Annotated in this window: 24 protein-coding genes and 1 pseudogene; 15 read left to right on the top strand and 10 right to left on the bottom strand. The window is 71.2% G+C overall.

Annotated elements, in window-relative coordinates:
- The 3 genes from NH287_RS05910 to NH287_RS05900 all read right to left on the bottom strand — a co-directional run bounded on the left by NH287_RS05910 (position 1) and on the right by NH287_RS05900 (position 3,320).
- The gene (locus NH287_RS05910) at positions 1-834 is read right to left on the bottom strand and encodes a VOC family protein (RefSeq protein WP_253034886.1); all 834 of its coding nucleotides are present in this window, start codon (positions 832-834) and stop codon (positions 1-3) included.
- A 97-nt stretch (positions 835-931) separates the two neighbouring features.
- Positions 932-2,290 carry a uracil-xanthine permease family protein gene (locus NH287_RS05905; protein ID WP_253034858.1) on the bottom strand — a complete coding sequence of 453 codons (1,359 nt, stop codon included), beginning with the start codon at positions 2,288-2,290 and terminating at the stop codon, positions 932-934.
- 79 nt (positions 2,291-2,369) lie between these two features.
- The gene (locus NH287_RS05900) at positions 2,370-3,320 is read right to left on the bottom strand and encodes a phosphoribosylaminoimidazolesuccinocarboxamide synthase (protein WP_253034857.1); all 951 of its coding nucleotides are present in this window, start codon (positions 3,318-3,320) and stop codon (positions 2,370-2,372) included.
- 42 nt (positions 3,321-3,362) lie between these two features.
- Here NH287_RS05900 and NH287_RS05895 point away from each other — a divergent pair, with 42 nt between their 5' ends.
- The 3 genes from NH287_RS05895 to NH287_RS05885 are packed head-to-tail and all read left to right on the top strand — an operon-like array spanning position 3,363 to position 6,073.
- On the top strand, positions 3,363-3,905 hold the full coding sequence (locus NH287_RS05895; RefSeq protein ID WP_253034856.1) for a hypothetical protein: 543 nt from the start codon (positions 3,363-3,365) through the stop codon (positions 3,903-3,905).
- 57 nt (positions 3,906-3,962) lie between these two features.
- On the top strand, positions 3,963-4,586 hold the full coding sequence (locus tag NH287_RS05890; RefSeq protein WP_253034855.1) for a PadR family transcriptional regulator: 624 nt from the start codon (positions 3,963-3,965) through the stop codon (positions 4,584-4,586).
- Positions 4,583-6,073 carry a DHA2 family efflux MFS transporter permease subunit gene (locus tag NH287_RS05885; RefSeq protein WP_253034854.1) on the top strand — a complete coding sequence of 497 codons (1,491 nt, stop codon included), beginning with the start codon at positions 4,583-4,585 and terminating at the stop codon, positions 6,071-6,073. Before NH287_RS05890 ends, NH287_RS05885 begins: the two co-directional genes overlap by 4 nt.
- Before the next feature lie 28 nt (positions 6,074-6,101).
- On the opposite strand, the gene purD is transcribed toward NH287_RS05885, so the two are convergent.
- Complete coding sequence (purD, locus tag NH287_RS05880) at positions 6,102-7,373, bottom strand: phosphoribosylamine--glycine ligase (RefSeq protein WP_253034853.1); 1,272 nt, start codon at positions 7,371-7,373, stop codon at positions 6,102-6,104.
- 44 nt (positions 7,374-7,417) lie between these two features.
- Between purD and NH287_RS05875 the strand changes: the two genes are divergently transcribed.
- The 3 genes from NH287_RS05875 to NH287_RS05865 are packed head-to-tail and all read left to right on the top strand — an operon-like array spanning position 7,418 to position 8,903.
- The gene (locus tag NH287_RS05875) at positions 7,418-7,771 is read left to right on the top strand and encodes a sterol carrier family protein (protein WP_217529069.1); all 354 of its coding nucleotides are present in this window, start codon (positions 7,418-7,420) and stop codon (positions 7,769-7,771) included.
- A gap of 36 nt (positions 7,772-7,807) precedes the next feature.
- Positions 7,808-8,560, top strand: a complete 753-nt coding sequence (locus NH287_RS05870; RefSeq protein ID WP_253034852.1) for an HtaA domain-containing protein — start codon at positions 7,808-7,810, stop codon at positions 8,558-8,560.
- A gap of 22 nt (positions 8,561-8,582) precedes the next feature.
- Entirely contained in the window at positions 8,583-8,903 is a 321-nt protein-coding gene (locus tag NH287_RS05865; RefSeq protein ID WP_064003507.1) for a hypothetical protein, read from the top strand.
- A gap of 7 nt (positions 8,904-8,910) precedes the next feature.
- On the opposite strand, the gene NH287_RS05860 is transcribed toward NH287_RS05865, so the two are convergent.
- On the bottom strand, positions 8,911-9,522 hold the full coding sequence (locus tag NH287_RS05860; RefSeq protein WP_253034851.1) for a zinc-binding alcohol dehydrogenase: 612 nt from the start codon (positions 9,520-9,522) through the stop codon (positions 8,911-8,913).
- A gap of 88 nt (positions 9,523-9,610) precedes the next feature.
- Here NH287_RS05860 and purM point away from each other — a divergent pair, with 88 nt between their 5' ends.
- From purM to NH287_RS05845, 3 genes are read left to right on the top strand one after another with little or no spacing between them, the layout of a single operon-like run.
- On the top strand, positions 9,611-10,729 hold the full coding sequence (gene purM, locus NH287_RS05855; RefSeq protein ID WP_308210392.1) for a phosphoribosylformylglycinamidine cyclo-ligase: 1,119 nt from the start codon (positions 9,611-9,613) through the stop codon (positions 10,727-10,729).
- A 9-nt stretch (positions 10,730-10,738) separates the two neighbouring features.
- Positions 10,739-12,202: an amidophosphoribosyltransferase gene (gene purF / locus NH287_RS05850; RefSeq protein WP_253034849.1), complete on the top strand. Its 1,464-nt coding sequence runs from the start codon at positions 10,739-10,741 to the stop codon at positions 12,200-12,202.
- Positions 12,203-12,220: 18 nt separating this feature from the next.
- Complete coding sequence (locus tag NH287_RS05845) at positions 12,221-13,453, top strand: CynX/NimT family MFS transporter (protein ID WP_253034848.1); 1,233 nt, start codon at positions 12,221-12,223, stop codon at positions 13,451-13,453.
- A gap of 16 nt (positions 13,454-13,469) precedes the next feature.
- On the opposite strand, the gene NH287_RS05840 is transcribed toward NH287_RS05845, so the two are convergent.
- Positions 13,470-13,679: a DUF3073 family protein gene (locus tag NH287_RS05840; RefSeq protein ID WP_064003512.1), complete on the bottom strand. Its 210-nt coding sequence runs from the start codon at positions 13,677-13,679 to the stop codon at positions 13,470-13,472.
- A gap of 146 nt (positions 13,680-13,825) precedes the next feature.
- Here NH287_RS05840 and NH287_RS05835 point away from each other — a divergent pair, with 146 nt between their 5' ends.
- Positions 13,826-14,386, top strand: a complete 561-nt coding sequence (locus NH287_RS05835; protein ID WP_217529093.1) for a universal stress protein — start codon at positions 13,826-13,828, stop codon at positions 14,384-14,386.
- Between the two features lies 1 nt (position 14,387).
- Here the strand turns inward: NH287_RS05835 and NH287_RS05830 are convergent, their stop codons facing one another.
- Positions 14,388-14,990, bottom strand: a complete 603-nt coding sequence (locus tag NH287_RS05830) for a PadR family transcriptional regulator (protein ID WP_253034847.1) — start codon at positions 14,988-14,990, stop codon at positions 14,388-14,390.
- Between the two features lies 1 nt (position 14,991).
- Positions 14,992-15,843 carry a DUF4097 family beta strand repeat-containing protein gene (locus NH287_RS05825; protein WP_217529097.1) on the bottom strand — a complete coding sequence of 284 codons (852 nt, stop codon included), beginning with the start codon at positions 15,841-15,843 and terminating at the stop codon, positions 14,992-14,994.
- Positions 15,844-15,979: 136 nt separating this feature from the next.
- Between NH287_RS05825 and NH287_RS05820 the strand changes: the two genes are divergently transcribed.
- Positions 15,980-16,738, top strand: a complete 759-nt coding sequence (locus NH287_RS05820; protein ID WP_253034846.1) for a MerR family transcriptional regulator — start codon at positions 15,980-15,982, stop codon at positions 16,736-16,738.
- 100 nt (positions 16,739-16,838) lie between these two features.
- On the opposite strand, the gene NH287_RS05815 is transcribed toward NH287_RS05820, so the two are convergent.
- Complete coding sequence (locus NH287_RS05815; RefSeq protein WP_164499361.1) at positions 16,839-16,997, bottom strand: hypothetical protein; 159 nt, start codon at positions 16,995-16,997, stop codon at positions 16,839-16,841.
- Between the two features lie 185 nt (positions 16,998-17,182).
- Between NH287_RS05815 and NH287_RS05810 the strand changes: the two genes are divergently transcribed.
- The 3 genes from NH287_RS05810 (at position 17,183) to NH287_RS05800 (ending at position 21,796) form a co-directional block, all read left to right on the top strand.
- Positions 17,183-17,452: a Rho termination factor N-terminal domain-containing protein gene (locus NH287_RS05810; RefSeq protein ID WP_217529101.1), complete on the top strand. Its 270-nt coding sequence runs from the start codon at positions 17,183-17,185 to the stop codon at positions 17,450-17,452.
- Position 17,453: 1 nt separating this feature from the next.
- A complete protein-coding gene (locus tag NH287_RS05805) occupies positions 17,454-18,416 on the top strand; it encodes a DNA topoisomerase IB (RefSeq protein ID WP_217529103.1) in 963 nt (320 codons plus the stop codon).
- A gap of 86 nt (positions 18,417-18,502) precedes the next feature.
- Positions 18,503-21,796, top strand: a complete 3,294-nt coding sequence (locus NH287_RS05800) for an efflux RND transporter permease subunit (RefSeq protein WP_253034845.1) — start codon at positions 18,503-18,505, stop codon at positions 21,794-21,796.
- Positions 21,797-21,799: 3 nt separating this feature from the next.
- Here NH287_RS05800 and NH287_RS05795 read toward each other — a convergent pair whose 3' ends face one another.
- Positions 21,800-22,702, bottom strand: coding sequence for an aldose 1-epimerase family protein (locus tag NH287_RS05795; RefSeq protein WP_253034844.1), 903 nt, complete (start codon positions 22,700-22,702; stop codon positions 21,800-21,802).
- Between the two features lie 233 nt (positions 22,703-22,935).
- Between NH287_RS05795 and NH287_RS05790 the strand changes: the two are divergent.
- A pseudogene (locus NH287_RS05790) lies at positions 22,936-23,192 on the top strand (ATP-dependent helicase); the annotation flags it as partial.

Here is a 23,192-nt window from a genome sequence, read left to right as displayed (position 1 = left end):
TCACGCGACGGCGGTCGCGTGCAGCGTGTTGCGCCACGGGTCGGTGAAGGTCACCGTCCGACCGTCGTCGGCCGCCTGCACGCCGTGGTGCCGCAGGCGTTCGCTCAGTTCGCCGAGACCGTCGCGGTCGGGCAGGGCGAGGTCGACGCGGCCGAGGCCGAGCGCGGGCATGCGCGGTCCGGCGCCGCGCGAGTTCCAGACGTTCATCGCCATGTGGTGGTGGTAGCCGCCCGCACTCACGAACAGGGCAGAACCGCTGAGCTCCGCTGTGACGTCGAACCCGAGGGTGTCGACGTAGAACGACCGGGCGGTCTCGACATCCCCCACCGACAGGTGGACGTGACCGACGGATGCCGCCTCGTCGGCGGTCGCGCCCGCTGCGGCGGCGTCGGTCAGGTGCTCGCGGATGAAGGCGTTCGGGTCGAGGAAGAGCGTCGCCATCTCCACCCGTCCGTGCGTCCACGACCAGGCGCTCCGGTCGCGGTCCCAGTAGAGCTCGATGCCGTTGCCCTCGGGGTCGGTGGCGTAGAAGGCCTGGCTGACGAGGTGGTCGGCGCTGCCCGTGAAGGTCTGGGGCGCGTGGCGTGCGAGGGAGTACAGGGCCGCCGCGAGCGCCGTTTGCGATTCGAAGAGGATCGCGGTGTGGAACAGTCCCGCGGAACCTGCGGGGGCGTGGCGCAGCGACGGCTCGGCTCGGAGGACGACGATCGGGCGGTTCGCGCGACCGAGCGTCACCGTGTCGCCCTCCGCATCGAGCACCTGCAGAGTGATGACGTCGCGGTAGAACCGGGTCATCCCGTCGAGGTCTGCGACCAGGAGCGTGACCGCACCCATCGACGTGTCGGGCGCGAGACGGGCAGGCGTAGGCGTATTCACGTGAATCGGTAACGTCACCGCTTCCCGTTTGTTCCCGCGCCCGCGCCGACGGGGCTCAGTCGGGGTCGCCGCCGAGCTGACCGATCGGGACGAGGGGACCGCCGTCATCCGCCCCCGTCTTGCGTGCCCGGGCGATCGCGTTGCCCGCGTGGTAGATCGCGAGGGCCGCGACAGTGCCGAGGACGATGCCGCCGAACTGCAGCTGGCCGAGGTCCATCGTGAAGTTCGCGATCGCGACGACGAAGGCGACCGCGACCGTGTACTGGTTGACCGGGCGGGAGAAGTCGACCTGGTTGTCGACCCAGATCTTGATGCCGATGACGCCGATGAGGCCGTAGAGGGCGGTCGTCACCCCGCCGATCACGCCGCTCGGGATCGTGAAGAGCACGGCGCCCACGACGGGCGAGAACGACAGCAGCACCGCGATGATGCCCGCCACCCAGTACGCCGCCGTGGAGTAGATGCGGGTGGCCGCCATGACGCCGATGTTCTCGCCGTAGGTCGTCGTGCCCGAGCCGCCGAACGCGCCGGCGAGGGTCGTCGCGAGTCCGTCGGCGACGAGGGCGCGACCGGTCCGCGTGTTGACGGTGGGGTCGCCGGTCATGGTCGCGACGCCGCGGACGTGTCCGACGTTCTCGGCCACGAGCACCAGCACCACCGGCAGGAACATTGGGAGCAGGCCCCACGCGATCGGGTCGCCGAAGGACGGCAGGTGGAAGGCGGGCAACCCGAACCACGCGCGGTCCTCGATGAGCTTCGCCACGCCGGTGAAGTCGACCCGCCCCATGATCAGCGCGGCGATGTAGCCGACGACGACGCCGAGGAAGATCGAGACGCGCCCGAGGATGCCGCGGAACAGCACCGCGAACAGGATGCACGCGACGAGCGTGATCGTCGCGAGCACCGCGTCGGTCGTGAAGTTGTTCCAGGCGGCGGGTGCCAGGTTCAGGCCGATGAGAGCGACGATCGCTCCCGACACGACCGGCGGCATGAGCTTCTCGAGCCAGCGCGTCCCCGTCGCCTGCACGAGGAAGCCGATGCCGGCGAGCAGGAGGCCGGCGACGAACACGCCGACGAGCGCCTGCCCGATCTGCTCGGGGCTGTCGAGCGGCTTGCCCTCGCCCGGCCCGAAGGCGGTGATCGGCGCGATGAACGCGAACGACGACCCGAGGTAGCTGGGGAGGCGGTTCCGGGTGAGGAGCAGGAAGAGGAGGGTGCCGAGGCCCGAGAAGAGCAGCGTCGTGCTGACGGGGAACCCGGTGAGCAGGGGCACGAGGAAGGTGGCGCCGAACATCGCGACGACGTGCTGGGCGCCGATGGCGATCGTGCTGCCCCAGCCGAGGCGCTCGCGGGGGGTGACGACGGCACCGGGGGCGACGCGACGGCCGTCGCCGTGGAGGGTCCAGATGGGCATGCGCGTACTCCTCGGGTGATGGGGGGATGCCTGGCGTCAGGCTACCTGGGAGTCGGCTGAGTGCGTGGGAGCGACGCCGTCAGGACGTGAGGCGTTCGAGCAGCTCGCGGTACTTCGCCGCCGTCTGGGCGACGATCTCGTCGGGGACGACGGGCGGCGTGCCCTGCTTGTCCTCCCCACGCCCGCTCGACGCATCGCTATTGCGCTGCGCCGAGCCTCCGGGCGCGTGGGCCCAATGCGCCGCCAGCCAGTCGCGCACGATCTGCTTGTCGAAGCTCGCCATGCGCGCGGCGGGGGTCTCGGCGGTGCGCCAGGTCTCGGCATCCCAATACCGCGACGAATCGCTCGTGAGCACCTCGTCGGCGAGGGTGAGGACGCCGTCGGCGTCGAGGCCGAACTCGAACTTCGTGTCGGCCAGGATCAGCCCCTTCGCCTCGGCGAGGGCGGCGGCGCGGCGGTAGATCTCGAGCGACGCGTCGCGCAGCTCCCCCGCGCGCTCGGCGCCGACGAGCTCGACGGTGCGCTCGAACGAGATGTTCTCGTCGTGCTCGCCGAGCGGGGCCTTGTAGGCCGGGGTGAAGATCGGTTCCGGCAGGCGGTCGCCGTTGGCGAGGCCGGCGGGGAGGGGGATGCCGCAGACCGTGCCGTCGGCCTGGTACTCGACCCATCCCGAGCCGGTCAGGTAGCCGCGGACGACGCACTCGACCGGCAGCATGTCGAGCGAACGGACGACCATGCCGCGCCCGTCGGTCGCGGCCGGCGGCGTCTCGCCGGGGAGGAGGTGGTTGGCGATCGCGCGGCCGCCGTCGGCACCGGCGAGCTGCTCGAACCACCACAGCGACAGCGAGGTGAGGAGGGCGCCCTTGCCGGGGATCGCCGGCTCGAGCACGTGGTCGAACGCGCTGACACGGTCGCTGGCGACCACGAGCAGTCGGCCGTCATCGGCGCCGTCGGAGGGTCGGTAGAGGTCGCGGACCTTGCCCGAGTACACGTGGGTCCATCCGGGCAGGGGGGTCGCGGCATCCGTCACCAGCCCATTATGTCGGGCGCGCGGAGGGCGTACCGTGGCGGGATGCGTCGCCCCCTGCTCGCCCTGACCGCCCTCGCGGTGTCGTTCGGACTGAGCGGCTGCGTCTCGACCGCCGCGGTCGATGACGCCGCGCCGACGCCGCCGTCGTCCCCGACCAGGTCGGCCGAGGCCGCGCCGACCCCGACCCCCACTTCGATGCCCGAACCCGAGGAATCGGTGGACCCCTCGTACGCCGTCCCTGAGCAGGACCCGCTCGAGGCCTCGCGCCTGGTGTTCGAGAGAGATGCCGTCGGCGTCGACCCCGTGACGGTCGTGAGCGTGTCGAGCAGTGCGGTGAGGGACCAGGACTACGTGCTCGACTTCGACTGCATCCCGCGGGACGCCACCATCACGCTGTCCCTGTCGCCGGCCGTGGGCGAGGACGACCCTCCCGTGAACTTCTCCGGGCCGATCGCTCTCACGCAGGGGTGCAGCGCGCCGGGACGGGCGACCAGCATCCGCGTCGACCGGATGGTCGGCGTGCAGATCTCGCTGATGGGCGACGAGGTGTCGCGCGTATGGGCGGTGCTGCGTCCCGACCAGTGATACCGGCGTCGCCGGACCGGCGTATAGTCCACATGGACTAATTCACCGGGAGGCTCCATGGCGCACGGGACGGGCGCGCTCACGCCGACCGCCGTCATGCTCCTCGCGCTGCTGCACGAGGACGACATGCACGCGTACGAGATGGTGCGCCTGCTGCGCGAGCGCCGCGCCGACCGGCTGATCGCCCTCACCCACGGCACGATCTACCACACGGTGGCCCGCCTCGAACGGCAGGGTCGCATCGTCGAGGTCGGCAGCGACCGCGACGGCAACCGTCCCGAGCGCACGACGTACGCGTTGACGGATGCCGGTGGTGCCGACCTCCTCGCCTGGATCCGCCGCGAGCTCGTGTCGGTCGACGACCCGGGCCGCTTCCGCATCGCCCTGACCGAAGCGCACAACCTGCCCCGCGACGAGGTGCTCGCGCTCCTCGCCCAGCGTCGGGAGCTGCTCGCGGCATCCCGGGACGCCCATCGGAGCGCCCGCGATCGCGCGATCGCGCACGGATCGCACCCCCAGTTCCTCATCGAGGTGCACCGCCAGGCGGCGCTCCTCGACGCCGACATCACCTGGCTCGACGAAGCGGTCGAGTTCATCCGTCGTCCCGACACCGTCTGGGGTGTCGTCGACATCCCCGCCACCGACCGCTATCTGGCACAGAGAGAAGCCGCACGCGCATGAGCGAGAGCACGTCCACCGTCCGCGCCCCGGGCGTACCCGCCGCCCCTCCGAACCCCTGGCCCGCGCTCTGGGCGCTCGTCATCGGGTTCTTCATGATCCTCGTCGACACGACGATCGTCTCGGTCGCGAACCCCGCCATCAAGGCGGCCCTCGACCCGACCACGAGCAACCTCGACAACGTCGTGTGGGTCACGTCCGCCTACCTGCTGACCTACGCCGTGCCGCTGCTGGTCACCGGCCGTCTCGGCGACCGGTTCGGCCCCAAGAACATGTACCTGATCGGCCTCGCGATCTTCACTCTTGCGTCGCTCGCGTGCGGACTGTCGGGCTCGCTCATGGCCCTGATCATCGCGCGAGCCGCGCAGGGCCTCGGCGCCGCGTTGATGACGCCGCAGACGATGGCGGTCATCACCCGGACCTTCCCCGCCGAGCGCCGCGGCGCGGCGATGGGCCTGTGGGGCGCGACCGCCGGTGTCGCCACCCTCGTCGGTCCGCTCGCGGGCGGCCTGCTCGTCGACGGGTTCGGGTGGGAGTGGATCTTCTTCGTGAACATCCCGGTGGGTGTCGTCGCCTTCGTGCTCGCGTGGCGGCTCGTGCCGCAGCTCGAGACGCACCCGCACCGGTTCGACGTCCTCGGCGTCGTGCTGAGCGCGGTCGCGCTCTTCCTCATCGTCTTCGGCCTGCAGGAGGGCGAGCACTACGACTGGGCCGCGTGGGTGTGGGCGATGATCGCCGCCGGCGTCGTCGTCCTCGCGGTCTTCATCTGGACGCAGGGCCGCACGACGAGCGAGCCGCTCGTGCCGCTCCAGCTCTTCCGCGACCGCAATTTCGCGATCTCCAACCTCGCGATCGCCGCCGTCGGGTTCACCGTGACGAGCATGGCGCTGCCGATGGCGTTCTTCACCCAGCTCGCCCGCGGGCTGACGCCGACCGAGTCGGCACTGCTCCTCATTCCGATGGCGGTGCTCTCGGGTGTGCTCGCCCCCTTCGCGGGCCGCATCCTCGACCGCGTCGACCCCCGCGTGCTGCTGGTCCCCGGACTGACGCTGATGGCTGCGGGGCTCGTCGGGTACTCCCTGCTCATGAACACCGAGGCGCCGATCCTGCTGCTGCTGATCCCGTCGGCGGTCATCGGTGTCGCCAACGCGGGTATGTGGGGACCGCTCGCGACGACCGCCACGCGCAACCTGCCGCCGCAGCAGGCGGGTGCCGGGTCCGGCATCTACAACACGACCCGGACGATCGGGTCGGTCATCGGTTCCGCGGCCATCGCCTCCGTCATGCAGTCGCGCCTCGAGGCGAACCTGCCGGGTGCCGGTGAGGCGACGGGCGGGGACTTCGGCGGCGGTGGCGGGATGCCTCCCGTCGTCGCCGAGGGGTTCTCCGCCGCGATGGCTCAGGCGATGCTCCTGCCCGCTGCCGTGATCGCGCTCGGCGTCGTGCTCGTGCTGTTCCTGCGCCGCCCCGCGCACCTCGCGCAGCGCTGAGCGCAGCGCGAGGTGGCGCGCGCGGGGTTCAGCCCGCGGCGCGGGCGGCGATGTCGCGGCGGTAGTGCCCGCCCTCAAGGGTGATGCGCTCGAGGGCGGTGTACGCCCGCTCGCGCGCGTCGGCGAGGTCGGCGCCCACCGCGACGACGTTCAGCACGCGGCCGCCGGTGGCGACGAGCGCACCGTCGGCGGTGGCGGTCGCGGCATGGGCCAGGTGCACGCCGTCGACGGATGCCGCGGCATCCGTCCCCTCTATCGCGCGGCCGGTCTGCGGCGCTTCCGGGTATCCCTCGCTCGCGAGGACGACGGTGACGGCGGCCTCGGGGGAGAACTCGGGGGCCGGCTCGGACTCGAGCGTGCCGCTGGCCGCCGCCAGCAGCAGGCGTGACAGCGGGCTGCGCAGACGCGCCAGGACGACCTGCGTCTCGGGGTCGCCGAAGCGGGCGTTGAACTCGATCACCTTGACGCCGGACTCGGTGAGGATGAGGCCCGCGTAGAGCAGCCCGATGAACGGGGTGCCCTCGGCATCCAGCTGCCGGATGACGGGCTCGGCCACCTCGGCGGTCACCTGCGCGACGAACGCGTCTTCGCCGCCGAAGCGCTCGCCGAGCCAGGGGAGCGGCGAGTAGGCGCCCATCCCGCCCGTGTTCGGGCCCTCGTCGCCGTCGTACGCGCGCTTGAAGTCCTGCGCAGGGCTGAGCGCCCGCACGCTGTCGCCGTCGGAGACGAAGAAGAGTGAGACCTCGGGGCCGGCGAGGAACTCCTCCACCAGGACGGGACCGCTCGGCAAATAGGTGTCGGCGTGCGCGAGCGCCGCGTCGCGGTCGGACGTGACGATGACGCCCTTACCGGCGGCGAGCCCGTCGGCCTTGACGACGTAGGGGGCACCGAACTCGTCGATCGCCGCGGCGACCTCGTCGCGGGTGTGCGCGCGCGCCGCGCGACCGGTCGGGACGCCCGCGGCATCCATGATCCGCTTCGCGAACGCCTTCGAGCCCTCGAGCTGCGCCGCGGCCCTGCCCGGTCCGAAGACGGGGATGCCGCGCTCGCGCAGCGCGTCGGCCACGCCGGCGACGAGGGGGGCTTCGGGGCCGATGACGACGAGGTCGATCGCCGCCTCGTTCGCGTAGCCGGTGACGGCGGCGGGGTCGTTCTGATCGAGCCCGGCGACGATCGTCGCGTCGGCGGCGATGCCGGCGTTGCCGGGAGCCGCGAAGATCTCGTGTCCGGCGCCTTCGGCGACGAGGGCGAGGATGATGGCGTGCTCGCGCGCGCCCGAGCCGAGGACCAGGATCTTCACCCCGCCAGCCTACCGACCGGCCTGCGCGCGTTACGGTGGCTGCCATGGCCCGCACGATCAGCACCGGCGACGGACGCGACGCCCTCGCGGCCGTCGCCGCCGGCACCGCGACACGTCCCGAGACGGCGATGGCGGTCCGCTACCTGCTGCAGCTGCTGGTCGAGAAGGCGCCGGGCAACTCCGTCGAGGTCCGTGTGCCGCCGTTCGGCGCGGTGCAGGTCGTCGAGGGACCGCGTCACACGCGCGGCACCCCGCCGAACGTGATCGAGACGGATGCCGCGACCTGGATCGCGCTCGCAACCGGACAGGTCGCCTGGGCCGACGCCGTCACCGCCGGCACCGTCCGGGCGTCGGGCGTCCGGGCGAACCTCGACGGGCTGCTGCCGCTCCGGCCCTGACCTGCCCCGGTACCATCGCCTGCGGAGAGGATCCCCATGCAGGCACGGCACCCCCGGAGCGTCACACGTCCCCTCGTCGCCGGGTTGATCGGTGCGGCCGCGGTCCTCCTCGTTCCCACGGCACCCGCGAACGCCGCGGCGCCCACGTGCGTCGTCTCCGAGGCGACGGCCGTCTGGGATTCCGGCGCCGATGAGCTGCGGACCGACGGTGCGATCTCGGCGGAGGGCGGCATCCTCACGTTCGACGGCGGCGCCGGCGTGCTCGAGCCGGTCCGCCCCTCCGGCAGCCTCAGCTTCGACGGGACCGTCGCCTACACGAGTTCCGCGGGCGTCGAGACGACGCTGTCCGCCCCGACCCTCGTGATCGACGGCGGCTCGGGCACCCTCTTGTTCGACGTGCAGCCCGAGGGGACGGAACTGATCCCGCAGGCGGCGCTCGCCGAGGTCGACCTCCGCGCCGTCGCCGTCTCGGAATCGGGCGACACCATGAACCTCGACGGCGTCGACGCGCAGACCGACGCGACCGCCGACGGTTCCGACCTGCTCTGGGCGGGCACCCTCGGGGACCTCGATCTCACCGTGACCGCGGACTGCACCACGATCGCCGACACCGCGGTCGTCGAGGAGGAGGAGCAGGATGCCGCGGCCCCCGGCATCCTCGTCCCGCTCATCGTCGTCGGGATCGCCACGGCCGTGACGGTCATCCTCGCCGTCGGATCGGTCCAGCGGCGTAAGCGCAACAGTGCCCGCGCCGCCCAGCCGGAGACCGTCGGCGACCCGCTCCCCTGAGACGGGGGTGGACAATGGAAGCATGGCCGAGCACTCCGAAACGCACGTCGAGTCCGCCGAGCTGCGGCGCACCCCGCGGTTCGCGGCCTTCTTCGCCGTCGGGGCGGCCCTCGGCATCCTCGTCGCCCTCATCCTGACGTTCGCGTTCGGCGACGGAGCGATCAGCGAGAGCACGGGAGCGCGCTACTCGCAGAGCCAGGTGTTCGGCTTCCTGCTGCTGTGGTGCGTGCCCGCCGGGATCGCGGTCGGCGCGGTCGTCGCGCTCGTCTTCGACCGGGTGCTCGGCAAGAAGCACCGCACCGTGCGCATCGAGCGCGAGCGCGTCGAGGGCTCCGAGGACTGAGCCCGCCTCAGGCGAGCTCGGCGATGATCGGCTGGATCGCCGGATCGAACGCCGCGACGTCGCCACGCAGGCCGTCGGTGACGGCGATCGTCAGTGAGCCGATCCACCAGACGCCGCGCTGCGTGAGCGGCAGCACCTGCACGTTCAGCTCGAACGAGTGCGCCCGGCGGCCGACGCGGCGCTCGTGCTCGGCGATCGCGCTCGCGTAGGCCCGGTAGCTGCTCGCCGATCCGGCCCGCGCCTGCATCGTGTAGCGATCGGCGGCCCACCGCGCGAAGGCGACGGCATCGTCGGCGAGCGGCGCCATGGCGGCTCGCAGCTCGTCGAAACCGTCGACGGGGAGCACGGCGAGCGTCTCGTAACCGTCGACGAGATCGAGAGGCACGGGCGAGGGGTGCGCCTGCGGTTCAACCGCGATCGCCCAGTACGCGAGCCACTGCCGCTGCAGCAGGCGGGCGTCGTCGTCATCGCCGGCGGGCGGTGCCGCGGGGGCTCCCCGCAGGTGGGGCAGCTCTTCGGGAGCACGGATGCCGAGTGCCTGGCGCACGAACAAGGCGACGAGCACCGTCGTACTCGCGTCCTCCCGCACCACCCATTCGGGCCGCTCAGCCCCGCTCATGGCGCCATCCTATGGCTCGCCTGTGGTCCCCGTCCGCTCCGCGTCGCCTCCGCGGCGGAAGCAGGCGGCGTCCGGGGGCCGGTAGGCTGTGCGGGTGGCCTCGACTCCCACCGATCCCTACTCCGCTGCCGGCGTCGACACCGCGGCGGGGGACCTCGCCGTCGAGTTGATGAAATCGGCCGTCCGTCGCACCCAGGGCCCTGAAGTGCTCGGCGGCGTCGGCGGTTTCGCCGGCCTCTTCGACGCCTCGGCCCTCCTCGGGTACACGAAACCCCTGCTCGCGACCTCGACGGACGGCGTCGGCACGAAGGTCGCCATCGCGCAGGCCCTCGACAAGCACGACACGATCGGCCAGGACCTCGTCGGCATGGTCGTCGACGACATCGTCGTGGTCGGCGCGAAGCCGCTCTTCATGACGGACTACATCGCGACGGGCAAGGTCTTCCCCGAACGCATCGCCGACATCGTCCGCGGTATCGCCGACGGCTGCGCCGCGACCGGCACGGCGCTCGTCGGCGGCGAGACGGCCGAGCACCCGGGCCTGCTCGGCGTCAACGACTACGACGTCGCGGGAGCGGCCACGGGAGTGGTCGAAGCGGATGCCGTCCTCGGCGCCGACCGGGTGCGTTCGGGCGATGTCGTGCTGGCGCTCGCCTCGAGCGGTCCCCACTCCAACGGCTACTCGCTGATCCGCCACATCATCGCCAACGCCGGCATCGGGTACGGCGACAACGCCGCCGACTTCGGTCGCACGTGGGGCGAGGAGCTCCTCGAGCCGACGCGCCTCTACACGTCGCCGCTGCTGCGCGCGATCGACGCGCACCCGGGCGCCGTCCACTCCCTCAGCCACGTCACCGGCGGCGGCATCGCGGCCAACCTCGCCCGCGTGTTGCCCGTCGGCACCTGGGTCGACGTCGACCGCGCCACGTGGTCGCCCCCGCCCGTGTTCCGCGTCCTCGCCGACATCGGCGGGTTGTCGCTCGAGCAGACCGAGGGCACCTGGAACCTCGGCATCGGCTTCCTCGCCGTCGTGTCGGCCGAGGCCGCCGACGCCGCCGCGTCCACCCTCTCCGCGGAGGGCATCCACACCTGGCAGGTCGGGACGGTGTCGGATGCGGCGCTGCCGGCCGGCGACTACGAGCAGGGCGCGAAGGGCGTCGACGGCGGCGCGGTCCGTCTCGTCGGCTCCTACGCAGAAACGGACTGAGCTACACCCATGTGCGGAATCGTCGGCGTCGTCGGACAGGGACCCGCCAACCAGGAGGTCTACGACGCACTGCTGCTGCTGCAGCACCGCGGGCAGGACTCGACCGGCATCGCGACAGCGGAGTCGAGTGGCATCTTCCACATCGCGAAGAACCGCGGGATGGTGCGCGAGGCGTTCCGCACCCGTGACATGCGCTCGCTCCTCGGCACGATCGGCCTCGGTCACGTGCGGTACGCGACGAAGGGGACCGCCTCGAACGAGGAGGAGGCGCAGCCGTTCTACGTGAACGCCCCGTACGGCATCGTCCTCGTCCACAACGGCAACCTCACGAACACGCGCGAGCTCACCGAGGAGCTCTTCCGCACCGACCGCCGGCACCTCAACACGAGCTCCGACACCGAGCTGCTCGTCAACGTCCTCGCGAACGAGCTGCAGGCCGTCATCTCGGGGCTCGAGCTCGACCACGAGCAGATCTTCGAGGCCGTCACGCGCGTGCACCAGCGCGTGGAGGGCTCGTACGCCGCCATCGCCCTGATCGCCGGGTACGGTCTGCTCGCCTTCCGTGACCCCTTCGGCATCCGTCCGCTGATCCTCGGCACCCGCCGGGCCGAGAACGGCCGGTACGAGTGGACCGTGGCCTCCGAGTCGCTCGTCCTCGAGAACGGCGGCTTCGAGGTCGTCCGCGACGTCGAGCCCGGCGAGGCGGTCTTCATCGATCTCGACGGCAACCTCTTCACGAAGCAGTGCGCGCCGAACCCCAAGCTCGTGCCCTGCTCGTTCGAGTACGTCTACCTCGCCCGTCCCGACTCGGTCATGAACGGCATCTCGGTCTACGAGGCCCGCCTCCGCATGGGCGAGCGCCTCGCCGACACGATCGCGAAGTACACCCCCGAGGGCTCGATCGACGTCGTCATGCCGATCCCGGACTCCTCGCGTCCCGCCGCGATGCAGGTCGCGCGCAAGCTCGGCATCGAGTACCGCGAGGGCTTCTACAAGAACCGCTACATCGGCCGGACGTTCATCATGCCGGGCCAGGCGATCCGCAAGAAGAGCGTGCGCCAGAAGCTCAACGCGATGTCGACCGAGTTCAGGGGCAAGAACGTCCTCCTCATCGACGACTCCATCGTGCGGGGCACCACCTCGCGCGAGATCATCCAGATGGCACGGGATGCCGGGGCCACCTCGGTGACCTTCGCCTCGGCCGCCCCGCCCATCCGCTTCCCCCACGTGTACGGCATCAACATGCCGTCGCGTCACGAGCTCGTCGCATACAACCGGACGATCCCCGAGATCGCCGAGGAGCTCGGCTGCGACTACCTCGTCTACCAGGAGATCGACGACCTGAAGGCCGCGATCCTCGAGGGTGCGCCCGACGTCGAGGACCTCGACATGAGCTGCTTCGACGGTCGGTACGTCACCGGCACGGTGAGCGACGAGTACCTCGCCTGGGTCGAGGGCACCCAGGAGTCCTGAGCCGCCTAGGCTGAATCGGTGACGTCCCCCGATCCCCTCGCCGTGCGTCGTGGTCGGATCCTCGCCGTCGTCGGCATCGTCCTGCTCGCGTTCTCGCTGCGCTCGGCGGTGGCGTCGCTCTCGCCGCTGTTCGATGCGATCGGCGAGGACTTCGTCCTTCCCGCCGCGGTGCTCGGCCTGATCGGCACCGTGCCGCCGCTGTGCTTCGCGGTGTTCGGCCTCCTCGCCTCGGGGTTCGAGCGTCGCTTCGGGCTCGAGCGGACCACGCTCGTCGCACTCGGCGCCGTCGCTCTCGGCTTGGTGGCGCGCGCGGCCGCCATCGACGCGTACGGGCTGCTGCTCGGCTCGGCGCTCGTGTTCGCCGGGGTCGGGGTCGGCAACGTGCTCCTGCCCGCGCTGGTCAAGAAGTACTTCCCCGACCGCATCGGCCTGATGACCACGGTCTACTCGACGATGATGGCGATCTCGACCTTCGTGCCTCCGCTGGTTGCGGTGCCCGTGGCGGATGCCGCGGGGTGGCGCACGTCGCTGGGGCTCTGGGCGGTCTTCGCCCTGGCCGGACTCGCCCCCTGGATCGTGCTCGCGTTGCGCGCCCGCCGCGCCGCCCTCGCCGAGGTGGACCTCGAACCCGTGAGCACACGGGTGTTCGGGCGGATGTGGCGGTTGCCCACCGCCTGGGCCCTCGCCGTCACCTTCTTCGTCTCGAGCGCCGTCGCCTACACGTCGTTCGCGTGGCTGCCGAAGATCCTCGTCGACACGGCGGGCGTGACGCCGCAGGTCGCCGGCACGCTGCTGTCGCTCTTCGCGCTGATCGGGCTGCCCGCGTCGCTCGTCGTGCCGGTGCTCGTCGCCCGGCGGGGCGTCGTTCTGCCGCTGTTCATCGTCGCCTCGGCCTCGGGGGTGCTGGGCGCCGGCGGGCTGCTGGTGGCCCCGGCATCCGCCCCCTGGCTCTGGGTCACGCTGCTCGGCATCCTGCCGCTGCTGTTCCCGCTCGTCCTGACGTCCGTCGGGCTGCGCACGCGCACGCACGACGCGACGGTCGCGCTGAGCTCGTTCGCGCAGAGCCTGGGTTACGGCGTGACGATGCTGATGCCGATCGGGGTCGGCCTCATCCACGATGCGATGGGTTCGTGGACGGTGCCGCTGTTCATGCTCCTCGCGATCTCACTGCTCGCCGTGCCGGCGGGCGTCGTGATCGCGCGACGGAAGACGGTCGAACAGGAGTGGGAACAGCGCCACGGTTCGTGGTGAGCGGACGAGCGAGGGGTCAGGCCTTCTCGAAGGATGCCGGGGCCGCGGCCGACGGGTCTTCTTCGTCGTCCTCGTCGGCGTACTGGTCGGCCCACTTGTCCTCGTACTGCTCGTCACCGGGCGCGCCGAGCTCACGCTCGAGCGCGTTGATGTTCAAGCTGTACGTGTCGTACTTCAGCTCACGGGCGATCTTGGTGTTCTTCGCCTTTTGACGGCCACGCCCCATGCGTAACCCCCTCATTTCACGAGTGCGGGCTTGGTCCGGCAGCCCGACGAGTCACAGTCCGGCAATGGCCGGGAAGAGTAGCATTCAGGGTACCACGGAGCGTTCCCACCGCCCTCGCGGCGGGGATCCAGGAAGGGTGATCCGACATGTCCGATGCCGTATCGCAGCCGCAGACCCGCCGTCCGCATCGTCCCGTGATCGCGGGGATCGTGCCCGGGCAGCCGGCCCGCGTGCTCCGCGAAGCCGCGCAGTATGCCCGGCTCCACGGCGCCGCCCTGCTGATCGCCCACGTCGACATCACCCGGTTCGTCTCGTACGAGGATCCCGACGGCTACGTCCACACGGCGCCGATCAATCTCGACGCGATCCCGAGCGAAGCGCTCGAGGCCCAGCTGCGTGACCAGGCCACCGCGGCGCTGTCGGGCATCGACGTCGCGTGGTCGCTCGAGATGCTGGCGGGCGACCCGGCGCTGGCGATGAAGGACCTCGCAGAGCGCACCGAGGCGCGTCTCATCGTCGTCGGCACGCGCAAGCGCGGCATCGGCGACTCGATCCGGGAGTTCTTCACGGGGTCGGTCGCGGCACGCCTCGCGCACCGGCAGCCGCGCCCCGTCCTCGTCGTCCCCCTGGGGGAGCCCGTGAAGGACGACGAGGACCCGTGGCGCGACCGGCAGGACTGGCCCGAGGAGCTCTGGCCCGGCAGCTGAGTCAGCTGCGCATCGCGCGCTGGACGGCCTCGGCCGTCTCGTCGAGCGCGGTCTTCAGGTCGTCGACGACGGATGCCGCGAGGTCGCCGCCGCGGGCGACGTGACCGCGCAGGTCGGCTCGCAGACCGGCACGGAACTCGGCGAGCAGCTCGTCGGCCCGTCGCACCTGCTCGCGTGCCGCCGCGCGCGGATCGGTCGAGGGGGGCGCCGCGGGTCGGCTGGGCGCAGCGGATGCCGCGGCCAGGTCGGCCTGCAGGCTGCGCATGGCCTCCCGCACGCCCGCGCGCACCTCGTCGGCGATGAGACGGACGCTGTCCGCGAGGCCGGCCTCGATGCCCGCGAGGTCGCCCGAGCGCGACGCCACTTCGGCGCGACCGGCATCCGTGATCTCGTAGACGGTCTTGCGGCCGTCGACGGTCTTGGTGACGAGACCCTCCTCCTCGAGCTTCGAGAGGCGGGGGTAGATCGTGCCGGCGCTGGGGGTGTACGTGCCGCCGGTGCGGTCGGACAGCGCCTGCATGAGGTCGTACCCGTGGCGCGGCGCCTCGTCGAGCAGACTCAGCAGGTAGAGGCGCAGGTCGCCGTGGGAGAAGACGGGGGGCATCTCAGTACTCCTCTGCCGCGGGGGTCGGGTCGGTGATCGCCGAGGCGACGCGTCGGATGACGGAGACGTCGCCCGAAACGGTGTTGGCGCGGACCTCCGCGAACGAGCCGCTGAGCTCGCCCACCGATCCGGAGTAGGTCGAGCCGATCCCGCTCTGGGACCGGTCGATCCCGTCGACGCTCAGCTTCCCGCTGACCGTGCGCAGGGTGTACTTCGCCGCCACGGCCTCATCGAGGCGCAGGGTCGCGGCGCCGCTGACCGTGTTGAACGAGACGTTCTGGGTCGGTCCGACCGAGTCGATGAGGACGGCGCCGCTGACGGTGTCGGCGTACGCGGTGCGGATCGTGCCGGCCGCGGTGATCGCGCCCGAGACCGCGTTGGCGTTGAGCGTGCCGGTGAGGTCGCGCATCTGCACGTCGCCCGAGACCGAGTTCACCGTCACGTCGCCGGTCAGGCCGTCGACGATGATGTCACCCGACACGGTGTTGAGCTTCGCGTCGGTGACGAGCCCCGCCACGAGCGCGCTCGCGCTGACGACGCCGAGGGTGAGGGCGATCTCGCGCGGAACCGCGATGCTCACCTCCGCCTGCGGTCCGCCGCTGCCGAAGTTGCGGAACGACGACAGGAAGTTGTCCCAGCGCAGCTGCGCGTGGTCGATCTCCACCGCACCGTCACGGGCTTCGATGCGCAGTTCCTTCTGCGTGACGGAGTGCACTTCGATGCGGACGCCGGGCTCGTCGTGGGCGACGACGTCGATCTGTCCGCCGACGAGTCCCACCTTGAGTCGACGGATGCCGTCGAGGTCGATGACGCGGGTCTCCCCGGGCTGGACCAGCCACTTCTCGAGAGTCATGTTGTCTCCTGCGGTCGATCGCGAATCAAGATATATCGCGTTGCAGGCACCGTAACACGATATATCTCGAATTGTCGAGACCGATGTGCAACGAGCGCTTGACCTTGACGCTGCGTCAACTTCTAGCGTGGTCGTCATGACGCGTGAATGGTCGATCCAGGAACTCGCCCGCCTGGCGGGGACGACGAGCCGCACGCTGCGCCACTACGGCCAGGTCGGACTCCTGTCGCCGACGCGGACGGGCACCGGGGGCTACCGGTTCTACGACGCCGCCGCCCTGCGCCGCCTGCAGCACATCCTGCTGCTGCGCGAGCTCGGACTGGGTCTGCCCCGCATCGCCGAGGTCCTCGCCGAGGACGTCGACGAGACCGCGGCGCTGGCCACCCACCTGGGCTGGCTCGAGACCGAACGCGCGCGCATCGACCGGCAGATCGCCGCCGTCGCATCGACCCTCGACGCGAGGAGAAGAGGAGAGGAACCCATGGCCGAGAACATGTTCGACGGCTTCGACCACACCGTGCACCGCGAGGAGGTCACCGAACGCTGGGGCGCCGACGCGTACGCGCGCTCCGACGCCTGGTGGCGCGGGATGTCGGCCGAGGAGAAGAAGGGCTGGATGGAGCGCAGCGCGCAGCTGACTTCCGACTGGAGCGATGCGGCGGGCCGCGGCATCCGTCCCGATTCCGACGAGGCGCAGGAGCTCGCCGCGCGGCACATCGCGTGGCTCGAGAGCATCCCCGGAACGCCCGCCGCCGACGGCGGCGACCTCCGCGGATACGTGCTCGGCCTCGCCGACATGTATGTGGCCGACGACCGCTTCGGTGCGAATTACGGCGGGACGGCGGGCGCGACGTTCGTCCGGGACGCGCTGCGCCACCACCTCGACCGGTCGTGAGCGGACGTGACGAGGCCCCCTCGACCGAGATCGGGAGGGGGCCTCGATGCGCTCGTGGGGGCGAGCGCCGCTGACGCGCCTGGGGGTGCGCGTCAGACGATCAGGTGTTCTTGCGGAGGACCCGCAGCAAGAAGGCGATCAGCGCGATGACACCCACGATGATGGCCACCCAGAGCAGGAACTGGAGACCTTCCGTGATGCCACCCACGATCGCCAGCACGATGGCGATCACGATGATGATGATGAGTGCAAGGTTCATTGGAGGCTCCCTCTGTTTGTCTCCGTTGTCCGCCGGAGCGGGGGTGACGCGGGTGTGCGTCGTAGACATTGCTATCAGCGTTCTCCCAGGCGGATCAGGCCCTTGACAGGCGCTGCGGGCGGTGACATAACGTGGCCGGACGCGGGCGATCCCTGTCCGCATCGATCACGTGAGGCGGATGCACCATGCCGGCAGGACGCGGCTCGAACAGCCTGAAGGACCCCGACCTCTACGAAGAGCTCCGAAAGGACGGCGCCTCGAAGGAGAAGGCGGCCCGCATCTCCAACGCCGCCGCGCGCGACGGCCGCAGCGCCGTGGGCCGCCGGGGCGGCGCGTCCGGAGACTACGAGGACTGGACCGTGGCCGACCTCCGCGGCCGCGCGAAGGAGCTCGGCATCCGCGGGTACTCCCATGCCCGCAAGGCCGACCTCATCGACATGCTCCGATCGCACTGACGTGCCACGGCTCAAGCGGGTGCGGCCCGGCACCGACGTCGGCTATCGCCGGCTGCGCTCCGGGACCGGCTTCCGGTACGTGGATGCCGACGGCGACCCCCTCCCGAAGGCGGAGGCCGACCGCGTGCGCGCCCTCGTCCTGCCGCCCGCGTGGCAGGACGTGTGGATCTGCTCCGACCCGAACGGGCACATCCAGGCGACCGGCGTCGACGAGGCGGGGAGGGTGCAGTACCGCTACCACCCGCAGTGGACGGCGGGACGCGACAAGGGCAAGTACGCCCGGGCGCTGCAGCTCGCCGAGGCGCTGCCGCGGGCGCGCGGACGCGTCACGACGTCGATCCGTCGCGAGGACATCGACCAGGAACGCGTGCTCGCCGCCGCCTTCCGGCTGCTCGACCTCGCCGCGCCGCGCGTGGGAGCCGAGCGCTACCTCGTCAAGCACGGCAGCCGCGGCCTCACCACGCTGCTGCGCCGGGACGCCGTCGTCGACGGCACCGTCGTCGCGCTGCGCTTCCCGGGCAAGAGCGGCCAGCGCCAGGAGATGGAGGTCGACGACCCTGACCTCGCCGCGGCCGTGGAGCTGCTCGTCGCGGGCAGGCCGAGCTCGCCGCTGCTCGCCTACCTCCGCGGGCGTCGCCGCGTCGCCCTCACGCCCCGGGATGTCAACCTCTACGTCCGGTCGATGACCGGGGGGACGTTCACGGCGAAGGACTTCCGCACCCTGCGGGGCACGATCACCGCCGCCGACGCCCTCGCTCGCATCGGGCCTTCGACGAAGAAGTCCGACCTCAAACGTGCCGAGGTCCTCGCGGTCAAGGTGACCGCCGAGACGCTCGGCAACACCCCGTCGGTCGCGCGCAGCTCGTACATCGACCCGCGCGTGTTCGACCGCTACCGTCGCGGCATCCTGCTCGACACCACCGTGTCGCCCGAATCCGCCATCCGGACGCTCATCCTCACCTGACCCCTCCCAGCCCCGCGGGTGGGGTGCCGTGAAATACTGACGCGCACCCCCGCATCCCTCACCTGCACCGTGGAAATGGGCCTCCGTTGTCGAACCTCGCTGTCCTGAGCCTCAAGAACCGCGCGCTCATCGCCCTCATCACGATCGTCGCGGCGATCTTCGGCGGACTGGCCCTCACGAGCCTCAAGCAGGAGCTGATCCCGCCGATCCAGCTGCCGCAGCTGTCGATCCTGACCACGTACCCCGGCGCATCCCCCGACGTCGTCAACAACGACGTCTCGACGCCGATCGAGCAGGCGATCCAGGCCGTCCCCGACCTCGAGTCCACGTCGTCGACGAGCACGACGAACGCGTCGATCATCCGGGCATCCTTCGCCTACGGCACCGACCTCGCGACCGCCGAGCAGAAGATCCTGCAGGCCATCAACCGCATCGACGACACGCTGCCCGACGGTCTCGACACGAGCGTCCTCGCCTTCTCGACCGACGACCTCCCCGTCATCGCGCTCGCCGTCTCGGGGTACGACAACGCGACCGAGGTGCAGACGCGGCTCGAGAACGCCGTCGTCCCCGACATCGAGGACCTCGACGGCGTCGCCGCCGCGCAGATCGTCGGCGGGCAGACCTCGCGGGTGACGATCACCCCCGACCAGGCCGCGCTCGCCGCCGACGGGTACACGCAGACCGCGATCACCGACGCGCTCGACCAGAACGGCGTCCTGTTCCCCGGCGGCACGGTCGACGAGGGCGACCAGACCCTCACCGTGCAGACCGGCACGAAGCTCGACTCCGTCGACGAGATCGCCGCGCTCCCGCTCGTCCCCACGGACGCCGACCAGTTCGCCGTCGGCAAGGTCACCGTCGGGGACGTCGCCGACGTCGTCCTCGACACCGATCCGGTGACCTCGATCTCGCGCGTCGACGGCAAGCCCGCGCTCACGGTGTCGATCACGAAGCTCCCCGCGGCCAACACGGTCGACGTCTCGCACCTCGTCCGCGACGCGATCGGCGCGCTGCAGGACGACATCGGCAGCGGCGCGACGATCACGGTCGTCTTCGACCAGGCGCCCTACATCGAGCAGTCGATCGAGGCGCTCGCGCAGGAGGGGCTCCTCGGGCTCGCGTTCGCGGTCGTCGTCATCCTGATCTTCCTGCTGTCGGTGCGCTCGACCCTCGTCACCGCCATCTCGATCCCGACGAGCGTGCTCATCACGTTCATCGGCATCCAGGCCTTCGGCTACTCGCTCAACATCCTGACCCTCGGCGCCCTCACGATCGCGATCGGCCGTGTGGTCGACGACTCCATCGTCGTCATCGAGAACATCAAGCGGCACTACGTCGGCGGCGCCGACAAGCTGCAGGCGATCCTCCTCGCCGTCCGCGAGGTCGCGGCCGCCATCACGGCCTCCACCCTCACGACCGTCGCCGTCTTCCTGCCGATCGCCTTCGTCGGCGACCTGACCGGCGAGCTCTTCCGCCCCTTCGCGCTGACGGTCACCATCGCGATGCTCGCGTCGCTCTTCGTCGCGCTGACCATCGTGCCCGTGCTCGCGTACTGGTTCCTGCGAGCGGGCAAGCCGGTGACGGATGCCGCGGGTCGGGCGATCGACCCCGAAGACCCGGCCGCGCCGCCGAGCCGCCTGCAGAAGTCCTATCTGCCCGTGCTGCGCTGGACGCTGAAGCACTCGGTGGTGACGCTGCTGCTCGCGGTCCTCGTGCTCGGCGGCACCGTCCTGGCCGCTCCGCTCATGAAGGTCAACTTCCTCGGCGATTCGGGGCAGAACACCTTCACCGTGACGCAGAACGTCGGCGACACCGCGAGCCTCGAGACCCAGGACGCCGCCGCGAAGCGCGTCGAGGAGGTCCTGCTCGACGTCGACGGCATCGAGACGGTGCAGACCTCGATCGGCTCGAGCGGGTCCGCGCTCCGCGACGCGTTCTCCGGCGGGGGCACCGGCATCACGTACTCGATCACGACCGACCCCGACGCCGACCAGGAGCAGATCCGCACCGACGTGCAGCAGGCCGTCGCCGACCTGCCGGATGCCGGTGAGGTCGTCGTCTCGGCGGCGCAGGGCGGCTTCGGGTCGACCGACATCGAGGTCGACGTGACTGCGCCGGACGCCGGCGTGCTGCGCGACGCGACCGACGCGGTGGTCGCCGCGCTCCGGGACGCGAAGGGCATCGAGCAGGTCGACTCGAACCTCTCGGCATCCCTCCCCTTCGTCTCGGTCGCCGTCGACCGCGACAAGGCGGCCGAGCTGGGCCTGTCGGAGGTCGCCGTCGGCGGGCTCGTGTCGAACACGATGCAGCCGCGACAGATCGGCACCGTCGAGATCGACGACGCGTCGCTCACCGTGTACCTGAAGGCCGCCGACGTCCCGCAGACGATCGACGAACTCCGTGCGCTCGAGATCGCGAGCGCGTCGGGCCTCGTGCGCCTCGACGAGGTGGCGACCGTCGAGCAGTCCGAGGGGCCGTCGTCGATCACCAGCGAGCGCGGTCAGCGCACCGCATCCGTCACCGTCACCCCCGCCACCGACGACCTGAACGCCTCGAACGCGGCCGTCACCGCCGCCCTCGCCGACGTCGACCTGCCGCAGGGCGCCGACGCCGAGATCGGCGGGGTCGTCACGGAGCAGCAGGACGCCTTCGCGCAGCTGGGGCTCGCGATCCTCGCGGCGATCCTCATCGTCTACATCGTCATGGTCGCGACCTTCAAGTCGCTGCGGCAGCCGGTGCTGCTGCTCGTTTCGGTGCCGTTCGCGGCGACCGGCGCCATCTTGCTGCAGATCGTCTCGGGTGTGCCGCTGGGCGTCGCGTCTCTCATCGGCGTCCTGATGCTCGTCGGCATCGTCGTCACGAACGCGATCGTCCTCATCGACCTCGTGAACCAGTACCGCGAGAAGGGTCTGTCCACGCCCGAGGCGGTGCTCGCCGGCGGTGCGCGCCGACTGCGTCCGATCCTCATGACGGCCCTCGCGACGATCTTCGCGCTCACGCCGATGGCGCTCGGGATCACGGGGCACGGCGGGTTCATCTCGCAGCCGCTCGCGATCGTCGTCATCGGCGGACTCGTGTCGTCGACCGTGCTGACCCTGCTCGTGCTGCCCGCGCTCTACAACCTCGTCGAGGGCGCCAAGGAGCGTCGCGCCGCGAAGCGCGGCGACGTCGTGCCCGCCGCGACCGCGACCGAGGCGCCGCTCACGCGTCGCGCGCGTCGGGATGCCGCGGCTTCGGCGGGAGTCGTCACCGGCGCGGCCGCCGTCGACACGGCGCTCGTGATCGAGGAGGCCCCGGACATCGAGATCCCGGCGGTCGAGGCGCCGGCGGTCGAGGAGTCGGCGGCGTCCGACGAGGAGCCGCGGCGCGAGGAGTGAGGGTCAGCCGACGAGGTCGGCACCCCACTCGAGCGTCCAGCTCTCGCCGGGGGCGAGACGCCGCAGGCTCCGGCCGGAGTTGAACGCGTCGGCCGGCGCCGTCATCGGCTCGATCGCGACGGCCAGGTCGTGCCCAGGGAAGCGGTCGGTCGTGAAGACCTGGACGTACTCGAATCCCTCGCCCGCCCACACCGTGAGGCGGCGCCCGTCCGGGGCGATCAGGTGCGCATGGATCCGTCCGTCGCGGCGGGGGAGTTCCGCGAAGGCGACGTCGAGCGACAGGTCGCCGACGCGTCGGGGCGTGCGGAGGTCGTGCTCGTCGTCGAGCGACTCCTCGGCGACCGGGATGCTCTGATCGTCGAGGCGGAACCAGGTCCGCGCCTCGACCTGCAGCGACAGGTCGGCGGTGTCGACGTCGGAGATCCGGAAGTACGGGTGCGTCCCGAGGGCGACCGGGGCGTCGCCGTCGCCGATGTTCGTGATCTCGTGGGTCACGCGGATGCCGCGCTCGCCGAGGCGATAGGTCACGCGAGTGGCGAGGTGGTAGGGGTACCCCGTCTGCGGCACGACGTCGGCCCGCAGGGTGAGCGCGGCATCCGTCTGCTCCTCCACCCGGTACGACGCGAACCGCAGCAGCCCGTGCGACGCGTTGCCGAGCTTCGGCTCGGTGATCGCGAGCTGGCGGAGTTCGCCGTCGTCCTCCCAGCGGCCGTCGCGGATGCGGTTGGGCCAGGGGACCAGGACGATGCCGGATGCCGCGGGTGTCGGCGCGTCGTCTGGGTAGTCCGGGACGAGGTCGACGCTGCCGACGCGCAGCGCCCGGAGCGCGGCACCGACCTCGGTGATCTCGGCCGAGACGTCGGCGGCGTGCAGGGTGAAGCGGGTTCCGGTGGGGTCGGCGGCCATGCGGTCAGCGTATCGGCGCGGCGGGTTCCCAGGTGGGCTGGGTATCGTGGACCCGTCGGCGGAGGACACCGCGCTGTGCGCGGGCATCCTGTGTAGTCCTCGGGGCCGATCTCGACACCCGCTCCGTGGTGTCGGAACCAGTAACTGGAATGGCCCCCGGCCGACGGAAGTCCGGGTCTCACCGTGCGTGCGCGCACGGCGCTGTTTCGTGCGAGAACCCAGAAAGCACACGCATGCCCAAGAACAAGAAGCCGGCCGGCGGCCGCGCGCAGAACTTCGAGCCCCGCTACGGCAAGAAGACCTCCTACCAGGACGCCAAGCGCCGTCCCGGCCAGGCCTCCGCCGGAACCGCCGGCAGCAAGAGCCCCAAGCACCGCGGCTTCCGCGCCGCCGAGGAGTCGGCACCCGCGAAGGGCCGCTGGACCGAGCAGGACCGCGCCGGCCGGGCCGAGGCCCGCGGCATCCGCTCGCACGCCCGCGGCGACCGCGC

The organism is Microbacterium sp. CnD16-F (assembly GCF_024124465.1).
In the GTDB taxonomy this organism is placed as follows: domain Bacteria; phylum Actinomycetota; class Actinomycetes; order Actinomycetales; family Microbacteriaceae; genus Microbacterium; species Microbacterium gawkjiense.
The sequence above is the reverse complement of the archived record's forward strand: the minus strand, read 5'-3'. Positions and strand labels throughout refer to the sequence as shown.

Bases quoted from the DNA above. Each gene is read 5' to 3' on its own strand.
- NH287_RS05910 (WP_253034886.1), bottom strand. From the start codon at position 834: ATGGGTGCGGTCACGCTCCTGGTCGCAGACCTCGACGGGATGACCCGG.
- NH287_RS05905 (WP_253034858.1), bottom strand. From the start codon at position 2,290: ATGCCCATCTGGACCCTCCACGGCGACGGCCGTCGCGTCGCCCCCGGT.
- NH287_RS05895 (WP_253034856.1), top strand. From the start codon at position 3,363: ATGCGTCGCCCCCTGCTCGCCCTGACCGCCCTCGCGGTGTCGTTCGGA.
- NH287_RS05890 (WP_253034855.1), top strand. From the start codon at position 3,963: ATGGCGCACGGGACGGGCGCGCTCACGCCGACCGCCGTCATGCTCCTC.
- NH287_RS05885 (WP_253034854.1), top strand. From the start codon at position 4,583: ATGAGCGAGAGCACGTCCACCGTCCGCGCCCCGGGCGTACCCGCCGCC.
- NH287_RS05875 (WP_217529069.1), top strand. From the start codon at position 7,418: ATGGCCCGCACGATCAGCACCGGCGACGGACGCGACGCCCTCGCGGCC.
- NH287_RS05870 (WP_253034852.1), top strand. From the start codon at position 7,808: ATGCAGGCACGGCACCCCCGGAGCGTCACACGTCCCCTCGTCGCCGGG.
- NH287_RS05865 (WP_064003507.1), top strand. From the start codon at position 8,583: ATGGCCGAGCACTCCGAAACGCACGTCGAGTCCGCCGAGCTGCGGCGC.
- NH287_RS05860 (WP_253034851.1), bottom strand. From the start codon at position 9,522: ATGAGCGGGGCTGAGCGGCCCGAATGGGTGGTGCGGGAGGACGCGAGT.
- purF (WP_253034849.1), top strand. From the start codon at position 10,739: ATGTGCGGAATCGTCGGCGTCGTCGGACAGGGACCCGCCAACCAGGAG.
- NH287_RS05840 (WP_064003512.1), bottom strand. From the start codon at position 13,679: ATGGGGCGTGGCCGTCAAAAGGCGAAGAACACCAAGATCGCCCGTGAG.
- NH287_RS05835 (WP_217529093.1), top strand. From the start codon at position 13,826: ATGTCCGATGCCGTATCGCAGCCGCAGACCCGCCGTCCGCATCGTCCC.
- NH287_RS05830 (WP_253034847.1), bottom strand. From the start codon at position 14,990: ATGCCCCCCGTCTTCTCCCACGGCGACCTGCGCCTCTACCTGCTGAGT.
- NH287_RS05825 (WP_217529097.1), bottom strand. From the start codon at position 15,843: ATGACTCTCGAGAAGTGGCTGGTCCAGCCCGGGGAGACCCGCGTCATC.
- NH287_RS05820 (WP_253034846.1), top strand. From the start codon at position 15,980: ATGACGCGTGAATGGTCGATCCAGGAACTCGCCCGCCTGGCGGGGACG.
- NH287_RS05815 (WP_164499361.1), bottom strand. From the start codon at position 16,997: ATGAACCTTGCACTCATCATCATCATCGTGATCGCCATCGTGCTGGCG.
- NH287_RS05810 (WP_217529101.1), top strand. From the start codon at position 17,183: ATGCCGGCAGGACGCGGCTCGAACAGCCTGAAGGACCCCGACCTCTAC.
- NH287_RS05795 (WP_253034844.1), bottom strand. From the start codon at position 22,702: ATGGCCGCCGACCCCACCGGAACCCGCTTCACCCTGCACGCCGCCGAC.